Source organism: Caballeronia sp. SBC1, from assembly GCF_011493005.1.
In the GTDB taxonomy this organism is placed as follows: Bacteria; Pseudomonadota; Gammaproteobacteria; order Burkholderiales; family Burkholderiaceae; genus Caballeronia.
Window position 1 is genome coordinate 577,020 of the sequence record NZ_CP049157.1, and the last position, 13,011, is coordinate 590,030.

Sequence of the window (13,011 nt, forward strand, 5' to 3'; positions counted from 1 at the left end):
TGTTTATCTGGACAGCCTTGGGGACAGGGGCGGCGTGGAGCCCCTGACGTCTGGCCGCCAATGTTGCGTCGATTCGTCTGATCAGTTGACGCAGTGGGTTCGGCCCGGGCGAACGGTCCCACGACTGCCTATGACTGAGCTGCGACGGCGTTTGCGCGAGCCGCGTCGAAAGAACCGGACTGGGCGGCAATGATGGATATCGATCAGTGGCTGCATGCATTGGGGTTGGATCAGTATGCTCCCGCGTTCGCCGAAAACGACATCGATCTTGCGATGCTGGCCCAGCTCAACGACGCGGATCTGAAAGAGCTCGGCATCCTCTCGCTTGGCCACCGCAAGCGCATTCTGCTGGCGATTGCCGATCAGCGCGATGCTGCACTGTGTGCAGCGTCGTGCGCTGTGAATGCGCCCGCAGGTGAGCGCCGCCAGGTCACCATTCTCTTTGCCGATCTCTGCGGTTTCACCGCGCTTTCGCAAGCGCTCGATCCAGAAGAGTTGCGCGATGTGACCAGCCGTTACACGGCGCTCGTCGACAGCATCGTCCTTGGCTACGGCGGCACGATCGACAAGCACATCGGCGACGCCGTAATGGCAATCTTCGGCGCGCCACGCGCGCACGACACCGATCCACTGCGCGCGGCGCGCGCCGCACTGGATATTCACGAGGCGCTTAATGGGTTGAGCGCGGGGTTGAGCGGACACGCGTCGCGAACGCTGAAGGCGCACGTCGGTATCGCCAGCGGCGAGGTGGTCGCGGGTCCGCTCGGCCGCGCAGACGTCCAGGACTACACAGTGCTCGGCGATTCCGTGAATCTGGCGGCCCGGCTGGTCGCCGCCGCCGGCCCCGGAGAGACGCTCCTCTCTGACAGCGTGCATCGCACGCTCGGCAGTGCCGTGATCAGCGAGGTCGCCGACACAATGCGCTTCAAAGGAATCGACATGCCCGTGCGCGTGTGGCGCCTGCACGGTCTCACAAGCGATACCGGCACGGCGAGCCGCAGTCCTTTTGTTGGCCGCAAGGCTGAGTTCGAGCAGTTCAAGGGTCTCGTCCACGCGTGCCTGCAGCAACGGGTCGGCCAGGTCGTGTACGTGCGCGGCGAGGCGGGCATCGGCAAGACGCGACTCGTCGAAGAGATGCGCCGCTTCGCCGAAACGCTGGGAATGGCCAGCCACCGCGGCCTCGTTCTGGATTTTGGCGTGGGAAAGGACCAGGACCCCATACGCACCATCGTTGGCAGCATGCTGGGCTTGCCGGCCGGCGCCGGAGCCGATGCCGATGCCCGGCGTGCCGCCGCCGCACGCATCGGCGCTTCTGGGGCCGTCGGCGCTGAACAGCTCATGTTTATCCATGACATCCTCGACCTCACGCAGACCGGCGAATGGCGCACGCTCTACGACGCTATGGACAGTTCTGCCCGCACGCGCGGCAAACGCACGGTCGTCAGGACGATCGCCGAAGAGGCCTGCAGGCGCGGCCCAATCATGATTGTCGTGGAAGACCTGCACTGGGCCGACCCGCAGGTGCTCGGTTACCTTAGCGCCCTTGCCTCAGCTGTCACAAAAGGGCCAGGTCTGCTTGTAATGACTTCGCGGGTGGACGGCGATCCGCTCGACGCGGCGTGGCGGGCCAGTTGCCGGGCCACCTCCTTCGCGACAATCGATCTCGGGCCGCTGCGTTGCGAAGAGGCGCTGCATCTTGCGGGCGGTTTTATCGATGCAACCGGGCGTATCGCGCGTGCCTGCATCGAACGGGCGGGCGGCAATCCGCTGTTCCTCGAGCAACTCCTGCACAACGCGGAGGAAGGCCGCGAAGAAGCCGTCCCGGCGACCATCCAGAGCCTCGTACTGGCGCGCATGGACCGGCTGCCGCCGCGCGAACGCGAAGCGTTCCAGGCTGCCGCGGTAATCGGCCAGCGCTTTGGCCTCGCCTTGCTGCGACGGTTGATCGACGACCCTGAGTATGTCTGCGACGGGCTCGTTGCCAACGCACTCGTCTTGCCAGAAGGCGAAGATTTTCTGTTTGCCCACGCGCTCATTCAGGAGAGCGCCTACTCAACGCTGCTGCGGGCGCGCCGCCGCGAATTGCATCGGTTGACGGCCGACTGGTTCGCGCCGACTGACCCGGTGCTACGTGCGCAGCATCTCGATCGTGCCGAGGATGACCGCGCGCCGCGCGCGTACCTCGACGCGGCGATCGCGCAGCGCACTGCTTACTTTACCGAGACGGCACTGCGGCTGGTCGAGCGCGGTCTGGAACTCGCGCAAACGAATGAGGACCGCCATGCGCTGATCTGTTTCAGGGGCGAATTGCAGCGCGATCTCGGCGACATCGCCGCATCGATTGCGACTTACCGCGCGGCCGTGGCCGCGGCTCCAGATGAAGCGAGTCTCTGTCAATCCCAACTGGGGCTGGCCGAGGGTCTGCGCGTGAGCGAAGGACTCGCCGAAGCGCTTGCGTTGCTCGAGGCAGCCCAGCAAGTGGCGCAACGCAGAGATATGGTGCCCGAGCTCGCGCGCCTGCATCATCTGCGCGGCAACATCCTTTTTCCGCTTGGCAAGATCGCGGATTGCCGCGCCCAGCATGAGCACGGACTCGCGTATGCACAGCGGCTCGGCTCCCCCGAAGCGGAGGCTCGCTCGCTCGGGGGTCTCGCGGACGCTGCTTACGCGCAAGGGCGAATGCGCACCGCCTTCGAGTACTTCAGCCGGTGCGTAGCGTTGAGTCGCGAACACGGCTTCGGCCGTATCGAGGTCGCCAATCGTTCAATGGCCGGCTTCAGCCGGATCTACCTTAACGAGGCGCGCGAAGCGCGGGAGGACGCAAGCGCCGCTGCGCGCGCGGCCGCGTTGGTCGGGCAGCCGCGCGCCCAAATGTTGTGCGAAACGTTGGGCGTCTTTGCCTGCTACGAAATGGGCGACATGGAGGCTACGCTGATCCATCTGGAGCGGGAGATGCAACTCATCCTTCAACTGGGCGCGCGCCGCTTTGAGGCACAGAGTGCGGAAATGCGGGCTCGCGTGCTGCTCGATAGCGGTCACCGGAAAGACGCCGCTGAATTGTTGCGTGAAGCGCTAACGATCTGCCGCGAAGTGGGCACGCAGTTCAGCGCACCCAAGGCCGTGGGCGCGTTGAGCCGCGCGGTCGAGGACGACGGCGAGCGTGAGCGACTGCTCCGCGAGGGGGCTGACCTCCTGCGCCGAGGCGCGGTCGGCCACAATCATCTCTGGTTCTACCGCGACGCCATTGAAGCGATGCTGTCCGCTAGCGATGCGGCCGGCGCACTGCGTTACGTCGCGACGCTCGAAGACTATGCGCGTGCCGAGCCTCTGCCCTGGGCAGACTTGTTTGCAGCCCGCGGCCGCGCCCTTGCTCGCGCACTGCAAGACCATTCTCGCGAAGAGACCCGGCAAGAACTCCGGCGCGTTCGCGCAGCCCTTGTGGAGGCCGGGTTCAACAGCTATCTGCCTGCGATGGACGCAGCGCTCGCTGCATAACGACGTTGCGTCATGGCCGGCTGGTTTGGATCGAACAGCGGCGTTGACAAAACACATGCTTCGGACCCCATCCATGCGGCATCGGTTGGAAGGCAAACTAAAAATTGAACCAGCAGAAGTGCGGCCGGTGTTTTTCATCTTTCCTGGCATGCAAGAGCGTCGCTGCTTCTCAGTTGGCCGCCGCCCGCGTTGAGGATCACATCGAGCAACGCCATTGCGTCCATGCCTTCGGGCAAACTACGGACTATGGCGTCAAGACGCCCGTCGATCTGTAGCATGGCGAACCCGTGCACCAGTGCCCACGCGGCAACTATCCGCGCGGCGCCGTCCGTGGGCAGCGGCGCGTCCGGCTCTTGTGGCGCCCCGACCGCTCCGCGCAGTACCGACGACGCGCTGTTCATTGCTTCGCGCAAACCGGGTCGTTTGAGGTCGAGCCGTTCGCTGCGAAACATCAGCATGAAGAGACCCGGAAACTGTGTCGCGAACTCGACGTAGGCGCGCCCCTGGGCGGCAAGCCGCGCCTCTGGGGTCGACACCGCGGCGGCGGCATCGAGCAGGCGACGCTCGAAGCGTCGAAAACCTACGGCTGCCAACTCGCTGAGCAGCCCGGTCACGTTGTCGAAGTGGTTCTTGGGCGCGGCGTGAGAAGCACCAGCCTCGCGCGCGGCGGCTCGCAACGTGAGCCCGCCAATGCCCTCACGAGCGAGGATGCGTTCGGCTGCTTCCAGCATTGCCTCGCGCAATGCGCCATGGTGATACGGACGCTTGACCACGCCTGCTAATGCTTGTTTGCTCATGTTCCTGATGGTCATCTGTTTCCGTGATGTTGACGCCGTCAATTTGAACTTGACGAACAGAAGCGCAGCATTTATTTTAAATGTTGCTGCCGTCAACATTCAATCAACCTATGACAATCTTCGTTGCAGGTCTCCTGATTTTCCTCGGCATCCACTCCGTTTCCATCGTCGCGCCACGCTGGCGAGACGCGCAAGCCGCGCGGATGGGCGAGAAGGGGTGGAAGGGACTGTATGCGCTAGTGTCGATCGCGAGTTTCGTCGCGATGATCTACGGTTACGGCATCGCGCGACAAGCACCGGTCATGGTCTACGCGCCGCCGATGGCGCTGCGGCACCTCGCGTTGTTGCTCATGTTGCCCGTGTTTCCTCTGCTGATTGCGGCTTATTTACCCGGCCGCATTAAACGCCTGACCCGCAATCCGATGCTGCTCGCCGTGATCTTGTGGGCGGTGTCGCATTTGCTTGCCAACGGCACGCTCAACGATCTGCTGCTGTTCGGCGGTTTCCTTGTCTGGTCCGTGGCGGACCTGATCTCGGTCAGCCGGCGCGCCCACGTCCGCCCGGTGCCGGGCGCCCCGGCTTCGGCCGTGAACGATGTGATCGTCATCGTCGTGGGGTTGGGGCTGTACGCGTTCGTGCTGCTGTCGGCTCATACGCATGTGATCGGAGTATCGCCGCTTGGCTGAATGCGGCGGCGCTTCAAAGCTCACGGTTCGCAACGCCCCGAATGCGGATAAGGAAGTTAGATGCGCAATCTATATCCAGAAGTAGTCCGAACCTTATATGTGCCAATCTGGAAGCGTCGCCACCCTCAAACAATGCAAGCGACGACGCTTTCGTTAGCTATTGAACAACGGTCGATTTATCAATACATCAGAGCTTTGCCGAATACCGGGCGCGGTCGTAATCGGCTTGATCCGGTGCCCATTGCTCAGCCGTAGTTCCCTATAAAATGACGAGCGAGTCCGGTTGACTTGGAGAGGTCCATGATCAGATGGTTGCTGGCGATTGCCACCGTGTTGGCGGGCGTTGGTGCGGCGACTCCAGCTCGCGCAGACGTGGATTCAGACAGGGCCGCGATCACGGATCGGCTGCGGCGCTGGACGGTAGCATTCAACGCTCGCGATGCTGCAGGGGTCTGCGATGTGTTCGCCCCTGATCTGGTTTCGACCGTTCCTGGAGCGCTTAATGGTAGCCGGGACGCGCTCTGCGGGAAGCTGAGTGCCGTGTTGGCGAAGCCTGAGTTGCAGCTCCATTACGACAGCCCTGACATCCGCGAAATCATGGTTTCCGGGGACATCGCCGTAGTACGGCTATTCTGGACGCTTACGGCGCGCAAGGGTACCGACCAGAGCGTGAGTACTGAAGCGGGGATGGACATTTTTAAACGGCAGCCGGATGGCAAATGGTCCATCGCCCGGTTCATCTCATTCAGCGCTACGCCGAACAAAGTCCTTAAGTAAGCGGACTTTCGTGGATCGATTTACCCCTGACCGATATGCACAAGAGGCATGGCGGCGGCCCCAACGCTGCGCAACAATCTTATCCGGTCGGTCCAAGCCAACCTCCCCCGATCCACTAGGCGCGCAGCGGTCTCAACCCCGCGCGAACCTCCTCTGCAAATAATTGCGGCTGTTCCCACGCGGCGAAGTGCCCGCCCCTGCCCACCCTGTTGTAGTAGATAAGGTTGTGATACGCACGCTCCGTCCAACTCCGCGGTGCCTGATAGTTCTCACGAGGAAAGACGCTGATAGCAGCCGGTATGGACACGTCGGCTGCAGCCGTGACGTTGAAGTGTGTCTCCCAATAGAAGCGCGCCGCCGAAATCCCCGTGTTCGTCAACCAGTAGAGCGTGATGTCGTCGAGGACGTCGTCTCGTGTCAGCTCGCCCGCGGATTCTCCATTGACCGGGCGCCCGAACACAGCCGAGGTGAGTGCCGCCGCCGGCTGAATATACCCGTCACCGTGATCAAGAAGCCAACTTGCCAATCCAACGGGCGAGTCCGACAGTCCGTAGAGCGTCTGCGGGCGCGTGCCCTGTTCCAATGCGTAGGCGCGCCGCTTCATGGCAGCGCTGCTCAGTTGCTCGTAAGCGTGCTTTTCGTCGTCCGAGAGGCCGGCTGGCGGCGGATCACCCGCCTGAAGCGCTTTCACAATCTCGGGCGGAACAGTGGCAGGGAAGTTGACGTGGATGCCCAGCAATTCCGGAGGCGCCTGCTTAGCCATCACGTTCGCGACCACGCCGCCCAGATCGCCGCCTTGCGCCGCAAACTTCCCGTACCCAAGGCGCTTCATCAGCACCACCCAAGCACGCGCAGTGCGTTCCGGACCCCATCCGGTAACGGTAGGTTTGCCTGAAAATCCGTAGCCCGGTAAGGACGGAATCACCAGATGAAACGCGTCCAACGCGCTCGCGCCATACGCTGTCGGATTGGTGAGCGGATCGATAATCTTGAACTGCTCGATGATCGAGCCCGGCCACCCATGCGTGACGATGAGCGGCATTGCATTCTCATGTTTTGAACGAACATGGATGAAGTGGATATCCAGTCCGTCGATTTCGGTCACGAAGTTCGGCAAGGTGTTCAGTTTTGCCTCGCACTTGCGCCAGTCGTAATCGGTCGTCCAATGGCGCGTGAGTTCCTGAATCATCGCGAGCGGCACGCCTTGCGAGTCATCGGTGACCGTTTCCCGCTCGGGCCACCTTGTCGCTTTGATGCGTCTGCGCAAATCGATCAGTTGCGATTCCGGCACATGCACACGAAGTGGACGAATAGCAGTCTTGTCGCCGCTTGTTGATTGACCAACTTCAGTAGTCGCTTGATTAGTTTCTGCAAAGGCGAGCTGACTCAATGAGCCCGCAGCAACGGCTGCCGCCGCCACACCAACAAAACGCCGGCGAGACGGTGATTGGGGAAGGATGTTGTCTAACATAAAATCTCCGAATGACGATGAAGCCAGGTTCCCGGTCAATGGCAACGTGATCCCACGCGCCATTGAAGGCTGCTTGCATACTTAGACCTGCGAACGTATCTGATTCGCATCGAAAAGCGAGACGACCGCCATGTTATGCATCGGCTCAATGCACAGATACATGGCGACACGAATCACGGGTTTTCCGCCAGCAAGGACTTGATCTTCGCCTCGGTCTGTTCGTAGTCACCTTCGCCGAAGTGCGTGTAGACCACGTGCCCTTTCTTGTCGACCAGATAAAACGCGGGCCAATACTGGTTGTCGTAGGCGTTCCACGTTGCATAGCGGTTGTCTTGCGCCACCGGGAATGTAATGCCGAAGCGCTTGATGGCCGTCTTGACGTTGTCCGTGTTGCGTTCGAACGGGTACTCGGGCGTGTGTACTCCGACCACCACCAGGCCCTGGTCCTTATATTTCTGATTCCAGGCCTTCACGTAAGGCAGCACGTCGATGCAGTTGATGCAAGTGTAGGTCCAGAAATCGACGAGCACCACCTTGCCGCGCAACTGCTGCATGGTCAGGGGATCGCTATTGAGCCATTTCTCAATGCCGGTGAATTCCGGAGCGGTGGTGCGGGTGCCAACCGGACTTGCGACGAGACTTTCGGTGGCACTCGCCGCGGGGCTTGCAACGAGACTTGCGATTGCTGCGGCGCCGCTTGCAACGGCTGCAGCAAACAGGGCGACGGTAGCGGCGGTTTTGAGTCGGGAGAGCATGTCAGAGTCCTTTCAGGGAGGGGAAGAGAGCGGCGATCCGGGCGTAGACCAGGACGTCGTATTGCAGGTAGATCGCAAGGGCAGTGAGCATCACCAGCACCCCGAACACCTGTTGCAGGCGGTGTGCGTGACGTGACACCAGCCTCACGCGATGGGTCATGTACTGACCGCCATAAATGATGGCGAGCATGGGAATCGCCGCGCCCAGCGCATACAAACCAAGCAACAGGGATGACCATCCGAGGTCCTGGGCCTTGACCACCAGCACCAGAATCGATGCAAGCACAGGTCCGGCGCACGGAGTCCATACCGCGCCGAGCGACATGCCGAGCACGAAGCCACCGGCGTTGCCGCTGGCGGCCTGGGTGCCCGGAGCCACCGCTGCGCCCATGCGCTGCAGCGGCTCCTGAAGCTGCGTCATCAGCCAGTCGTAGGGACGTGGCCACAGGCGCAGCAGTCCGGACAACGCCAGTAACGCAATGGCGGTGTCGCGCAGCGCTTGTTGCGCCACGTGAACCGTGCTGGATACGGCGCCCAGCAACAGCGCGAAGGACGCGAAGGTCAGGATGAAGCCGGCGATGATGAAGAGAGGCCGCACACGATCGGGCCGCTCAACGGAGGTGCCGAGCAGGATCGGCATCACCGGGAGGATGCAAGGCGACGCAATCGTGAGCAGGCCCGCCAGCAGGGCGATAGGTGTTTCAAGCAGGTTATGCATGACAGGCGTTCCAGTGGTTGGCATGGCTGTATTGGAACGCCCGCTCGTATCTGGCTTGTGTCGCCGAAACCGCCTGGGTGCAATGTTTTGTGTCGGGGGAACACCCAGATACATTGCGATACAAAGCGCCGCATTTACTGGGCTATAAAGCAAGGGCGATGAAGCAACCATCCCTACCGCGGAGAGCCAGATGAGTACCGAACTGCTGCAAGGGTCCTGTCATTGCGGGACCGTGAAATTTGAAGTCCGTAGCGCCGTCGTCCCTGCTTCGCGTTGCAATTGCAGCCTATGCCGGCGCAAGGGCGCGCTGATGACGCCGCCGTTCGCTGCGGGCGAACTGAAGATCCTGCAGGGTAACGAAGCGCTGACGCTTTACCAGTTCAATACGCGCACGGCGAAGCACTACTTCTGCAAGCATTGCGGCATTTATCCGTTCCATCAGACGCGTAAAGACCCGCAGCTCTGGCGCGTCAACATCGGTTGCCTGGAAGGCATCGATCCGTATACGCTGGAGGCCAGCGTAGCCAATGGCGCCAGCCTGTCCGTCGTGGAGGACGCATGAAACGGCTAATGGCGGTTCTCGCCTTCCTGGCGGGCGGACTTGCAGCGGAAATGGCGCACCCCGTGCAATGTTCGCTGGTTAACGTGAATAAGATGAATACGGTGAACCGCGTGCGCGTCAATCGTCGGAAGGACTGATTCACTGATGGAAAACATTGACCACGTGCTGATCGTCGACGACGATCGTGGCATTCGCGAATTGCTTGCCACCTATCTCGAGAAGAACGGCATGCGCGTTTCGCTGGCGGCCAACGGCCGCCAGATGCGCACGGTCCTCGAGCAGGGTGCGCCCGACCTGATCGTGCTTGACCTGATGCTGCCCGGCGAGGACGGCCTGGTGCTATGCCGGGAATTGCGTGCGGGCAAGTTTCGCTCGGTACCGGTATTGATGCTGACCGCCCGGAGCGAGGAGGCGGATCGTATCGTCGGGCTGGAAATGGGCGCTGACGATTACCTGTCCAAGCCGTTTGCGGTGCGCGAACTGCTGGCGCGCATCCGCTCCGTGTTGCGCCGCGCCCGCATGCTGCCGCCCGGCATGCAGGTGACGGAGACCGCGCCGGTGATCAGTTTCGGCGACTGGCGGCTCGACACCACCGCGCGCCATCTACTCGACGCCGAGGGCACCATGGTGGCCCTCAGCGGCGCGGAGTACCGCTTGCTGCGCGTGTTCCTCGATCATCCGCAGCGCGTGCTCACGCGAGATCAATTGCTCAATCTGACCCAGGGCCGCCAGGCCGATCCGTTCGACCGGTCGATCGACCTGCTGGTCAGCCGCTTGCGACAGCGCCTGCAGGATACGGCGCGCGAGCCCCGTTACATCAAGACGCTGCGCAGTGAAGGTTATGTATTTTCGGCGGCCGTGATCATGATTGAAGGTCATCCATGAAGCTGAATGCATTGCTGCATTGGCCGCGCACGCTGTTTGCGAGGCTTGCCCTGATTCTCTTTGTCAGCCTTGCACTGGTGCAAACGCTTTCGGTCTGGCTCACCATGACGGAACGGGACCAGACCATGAATAACGTGATGATGGGTTACATCGAACGCGAGGTCACCAGCTCCGTCGCGCTCCTCGATCACTTGCCCGCTAACGAACGGGCCGAATGGCTGCCAAGGCTGGCGCGGCGCACGTATAGCTTCATTCTTGGCCCGGGTATCCCGGGTGCCCCGCCTGATGCACAGCTATCCGCGAGGGTGGCTCAATCGATTGCAGACGGCATCGGCAAGCGCTATCCGCTAACGGTCAACGCCGTGCCGGGTGAACCCGACCGCCTGCAAGTCCATCTGCAGTTGAGTGACGGCACACCTCTGACAATCGACTACCGCCCCATGCCGGGCGCGCCGCTGTCCCCGTGGTTGTCGTGGCTGCTTATCCTGCAACTGGTGGTGCTGGCCGCTTGCTGCTGGGTCGCGGTACGGCTGGCGACGCGTCCGTTAAGCCAGTTGGCGCGAGCCGCCGATACCCTGGGCCCCGACCTGAAAGCAGAGCGCCTGCCCGAAGACGGACCTGACGAAGTAGCGCGCGCGGCGCGGGCTTTCAACGCCATGCAGGACCGTATCAGGATGTACATGACCGAGCGCCTGCAGATCCTCGCGGCAATTTCGCATGACTTGCAAACGCCGATTACCCGCATGCGTTTGCGCGTCGATGTGATGGATGACAGCGCACAAGGGGCAAAGCTGCAGCAGGACCTGCAGGAAATGGAAACGATGGTCAAGGAAGGCGTCACTTACGCGCGCACCATGCACGGTGCGACTGAAGCGCCTATCCGTATTGATCCGGACGCGCTGTTAGACAGCCTCGTGTTCGACTATGTCGATGCCGGCAAGGACGTCTCGCTCCACGGGCGAATCGACACCGCACTTGTGACGCGCCCTCAGGCGTTGCGCCGGATCGTGGGCAATCTCGTCGATAACGCTTTGAAGTTTGGCGGGGCGGCCGAGATCAGGGTTGCCGCGTCGCCGGAGGGGCGCGTGACGATCTCAGTGCTCGATCGCGGGCCGGGTATTCCGGCTAAGTCGCTGGAAGCTGTGTTTGAACCCTTCTATCGGCTGGAAGAATCGCGTAACCGCGGAACTGGCGGTACCGGGCTCGGCCTCGCGATTGCGCGGCAACTCGCTTCGGCGATGGACGCGGAGTTGTCGTTGCTCAACCGGCCGGACGGTGGCCTGGAAGCGAGGCTTGTGTTGAAATGCAGTAGATAGATTCGGATTACTTAACAACTTATTTTGGGTGCCGCGTGGATGGCATAGCTGTTTCGCTGGCGACCAGGAAAACGCCGCCGCGTCCCACCAACGCGACTTTGTCTGCGTGGAAGAGGGCCGTGGCGGGCATGGAATCGCCTGCGAACTCAGGCCCCCTCCAACACAGCAAGTAACGATCATCTATCCGCGAGTTTTCCTGAGATAGTTCGCACCAGCAATGCACCCAGCACAAGGCACGCGGCCACAAAATACAGGCCCATGCGATTGTCGTGCGTCGTCACGTTGAGCCATCCCACCGCATAGGGCGAGACAAAACCGGCGAGGTTACCCACGCAGTTGATTCCGGCAATCCCAACAGCCACGGAAGTGCCGGCAAGAAACGACGATGGAATGCTCCAGAACAACGATAGCGCCGACAATATGCCCGCAGCCGCCACGCTCAGCCAGATCACCGCGAGCGTCGGATGGTGACCCACATAGCCACTCGCAGCGAATCCTATTGCACCGATCACAGCCAGCACGGAAAAATGCATCCGGCGCGAGCGAAAGCGATCCGAGCTCATTCCAGTTAGCACGATCGCGGGAATGGCGACAAGGTAGGGAATAGCCGATAACCAGCCGATCGTCGATACGTCGCTCAACCCCGAGTCCTTGATGATCGACGGTAACCAGAAACTGATGCCGTACAAGCCGATGATCTGGCAGAAGTAGACGGCGCAGAGTTTCCAGATGTGGCGATCAGAAAGAATAGCGCCAAGGTTGTGATGCGTCGTCTTCTCTGAATCCTCCCGTTCGATCTCCCCTGTCACCTGGGCTTTCTCATCGTCGGTCAACCACTTGGCCTGCGTGGGACGATCGACCATCAAGGCCAACACCGCAATGCCGCAAAGCAGAGCCGGAAGCGCTTCGATCAGGAACAGCCACTGCCATCCCGCCATGACGGTGGAATGACTGAAGCTGCTGAGTACCCAGCCCGACAACGGACCGCCGACCACCCCTGACAACGGGATCGCAATGTAATACACGCCGAGCGCGAACCCCCGTTTTCTCGCGGGAAACCAATAGGTCAGGTACAACATGATGCCCGGCGAGAAACCCGCTTCGGCCACGCCCAGAAAAAAGCGCGCGGTGTAAAACTGCATCGGCGTTTTCACCAGCAGCGTAAGCGCCGAAATAATGGCCCACGTAATCATGATGCGCGCGATCCAGAGACGAGCGCCAACCCGATGCAGGATCAGGTTGCTGGGCACTTCGAAAATAAAATAGCCGATAAAGAAGATGCCGGCGCCCAGACCATAGACAGCATCGCTCATGTGCAGGGCATTGAGCATCTGCAACTTGGCAAAACCGACGTTCACCCGGTCGAGATAACCGCACAAATAACACAGCACGATGAACGGCATGATGCGCCAACTGATCTTGCGGTACACATCGGTACGCGCCCCCGGCGCCACCAAAAGGGTTTCGCTGATATGGCTCATGTCTCCTCCGTCGTCCTTTGCCGGACGTTATAGAGTGCGGCCGGGCGGACGCCCGGCCAGATCAGTCA

General features: G+C 61.4%; 12 protein-coding genes. 7 read left to right on the forward strand and 5 right to left on the reverse strand.

The features are described 5' to 3' along the window. Positions 1-189 precede the first annotated feature (189 nt). Positions 190-3,495 (forward strand): adenylate/guanylate cyclase domain-containing protein, encoded by a 3,306-nt coding sequence (locus tag SBC1_RS20595; RefSeq protein ID WP_241202138.1) that lies wholly within the window; start codon positions 190-192, stop codon positions 3,493-3,495. Positions 3,496-3,629: 134 nt separating this feature from the next. On the opposite strand, the gene SBC1_RS20600 is transcribed toward SBC1_RS20595, so the two are convergent. Beyond that, positions 3,630-4,292 (reverse strand): TetR/AcrR family transcriptional regulator, encoded by a 663-nt coding sequence (locus SBC1_RS20600; protein ID WP_165097177.1) that lies wholly within the window; start codon positions 4,290-4,292, stop codon positions 3,630-3,632. Positions 4,293-4,402: 110 nt separating this feature from the next. Between SBC1_RS20600 and SBC1_RS20605 the strand changes: the two genes are divergently transcribed. Further along, the gene (locus SBC1_RS20605; protein WP_165097172.1) at positions 4,403-4,978 is read left to right on the forward strand and encodes an NnrU family protein; all 576 of its coding nucleotides are present in this window, start codon (positions 4,403-4,405) and stop codon (positions 4,976-4,978) included. A gap of 300 nt (positions 4,979-5,278) precedes the next feature. After that, the gene (locus SBC1_RS20610; protein WP_165097167.1) at positions 5,279-5,755 is read left to right on the forward strand and encodes an SgcJ/EcaC family oxidoreductase; all 477 of its coding nucleotides are present in this window, start codon (positions 5,279-5,281) and stop codon (positions 5,753-5,755) included. Positions 5,756-5,870: 115 nt separating this feature from the next. Here the strand turns inward: SBC1_RS20610 and SBC1_RS20615 are convergent, their stop codons facing one another. From SBC1_RS20615 to SBC1_RS20625, 3 genes are all read right to left on the reverse strand, one after another. After that, positions 5,871-7,226, reverse strand: coding sequence for an epoxide hydrolase family protein (locus SBC1_RS20615; RefSeq protein WP_165097164.1), 1,356 nt, complete (start codon positions 7,224-7,226; stop codon positions 5,871-5,873). 173 nt (positions 7,227-7,399) lie between these two features. Further along, positions 7,400-7,981 (reverse strand): thioredoxin family protein, encoded by a 582-nt coding sequence (locus tag SBC1_RS20620; protein ID WP_165097160.1) that lies wholly within the window; start codon positions 7,979-7,981, stop codon positions 7,400-7,402. Between the two features lies 1 nt (position 7,982). Then, positions 7,983-8,699 carry a cytochrome c biogenesis CcdA family protein gene (locus SBC1_RS20625; RefSeq protein ID WP_165101433.1) on the reverse strand — a complete coding sequence of 239 codons (717 nt, stop codon included), beginning with the start codon at positions 8,697-8,699 and terminating at the stop codon, positions 7,983-7,985. A gap of 190 nt (positions 8,700-8,889) precedes the next feature. On the opposite strand from SBC1_RS20625, the gene SBC1_RS20630 reads away from it, so the two are divergent. The 4 genes from SBC1_RS20630 to SBC1_RS20645 are packed head-to-tail and all read left to right on the forward strand — an operon-like array spanning position 8,890 to position 11,462. Beyond that, positions 8,890-9,261 (forward strand): GFA family protein, encoded by a 372-nt coding sequence (locus SBC1_RS20630; RefSeq protein WP_165097156.1) that lies wholly within the window; start codon positions 8,890-8,892, stop codon positions 9,259-9,261. Then, positions 9,258-9,398: a hypothetical protein gene (locus tag SBC1_RS20635; protein ID WP_165097151.1), complete on the forward strand. Its 141-nt coding sequence runs from the start codon at positions 9,258-9,260 to the stop codon at positions 9,396-9,398. The genes SBC1_RS20630 and SBC1_RS20635 overlap by 4 nt, the downstream gene beginning before the upstream one ends. Before the next feature lie 7 nt (positions 9,399-9,405). Beyond that, complete coding sequence (locus SBC1_RS20640) at positions 9,406-10,146, forward strand: response regulator (RefSeq protein ID WP_165097147.1); 741 nt, start codon at positions 9,406-9,408, stop codon at positions 10,144-10,146. Continuing rightward, positions 10,143-11,462, forward strand: coding sequence for an ATP-binding protein (locus tag SBC1_RS20645; RefSeq protein WP_165097143.1), 1,320 nt, complete (start codon positions 10,143-10,145; stop codon positions 11,460-11,462). Before SBC1_RS20640 ends, SBC1_RS20645 begins: the two co-directional genes overlap by 4 nt. Positions 11,463-11,638: 176 nt before the next feature. Here the strand turns inward: SBC1_RS20645 and SBC1_RS20650 are convergent, their stop codons facing one another. Beyond that, positions 11,639-12,943 (reverse strand): MFS transporter, encoded by a 1,305-nt coding sequence (locus SBC1_RS20650; protein ID WP_165097139.1) that lies wholly within the window; start codon positions 12,941-12,943, stop codon positions 11,639-11,641. Positions 12,944-13,011: the final 68 nt, after the last annotated feature.

Bases quoted from the DNA above. Each gene is read 5' to 3' on its own strand.
- SBC1_RS20640 (WP_165097147.1), top strand. From the start codon at position 9,406: ATGGAAAACATTGACCACGTGCTGATCGTCGACGACGATCGTGGCATT.
- SBC1_RS20605 (WP_165097172.1), top strand. From the start codon at position 4,403: ATGACAATCTTCGTTGCAGGTCTCCTGATTTTCCTCGGCATCCACTCC.
- SBC1_RS20615 (WP_165097164.1), bottom strand. From the start codon at position 7,226: ATGTTAGACAACATCCTTCCCCAATCACCGTCTCGCCGGCGTTTTGTT.
- SBC1_RS20650 (WP_165097139.1), bottom strand. From the start codon at position 12,943: ATGAGCCATATCAGCGAAACCCTTTTGGTGGCGCCGGGGGCGCGTACC.
- SBC1_RS20610 (WP_165097167.1), top strand. From the start codon at position 5,279: ATGATCAGATGGTTGCTGGCGATTGCCACCGTGTTGGCGGGCGTTGGT.
- SBC1_RS20630 (WP_165097156.1), top strand. From the start codon at position 8,890: ATGAGTACCGAACTGCTGCAAGGGTCCTGTCATTGCGGGACCGTGAAA.
- SBC1_RS20645 (WP_165097143.1), top strand. From the start codon at position 10,143: ATGAAGCTGAATGCATTGCTGCATTGGCCGCGCACGCTGTTTGCGAGG.
- SBC1_RS20620 (WP_165097160.1), bottom strand. From the start codon at position 7,981: ATGCTCTCCCGACTCAAAACCGCCGCTACCGTCGCCCTGTTTGCTGCA.
- SBC1_RS20595 (WP_241202138.1), top strand. From the start codon at position 190: ATGATGGATATCGATCAGTGGCTGCATGCATTGGGGTTGGATCAGTAT.
- SBC1_RS20600 (WP_165097177.1), bottom strand. From the start codon at position 4,292: ATGAGCAAACAAGCATTAGCAGGCGTGGTCAAGCGTCCGTATCACCAT.
- SBC1_RS20635 (WP_165097151.1), top strand. From the start codon at position 9,258: ATGAAACGGCTAATGGCGGTTCTCGCCTTCCTGGCGGGCGGACTTGCA.
- SBC1_RS20625 (WP_165101433.1), bottom strand. From the start codon at position 8,699: ATGCATAACCTGCTTGAAACACCTATCGCCCTGCTGGCGGGCCTGCTC.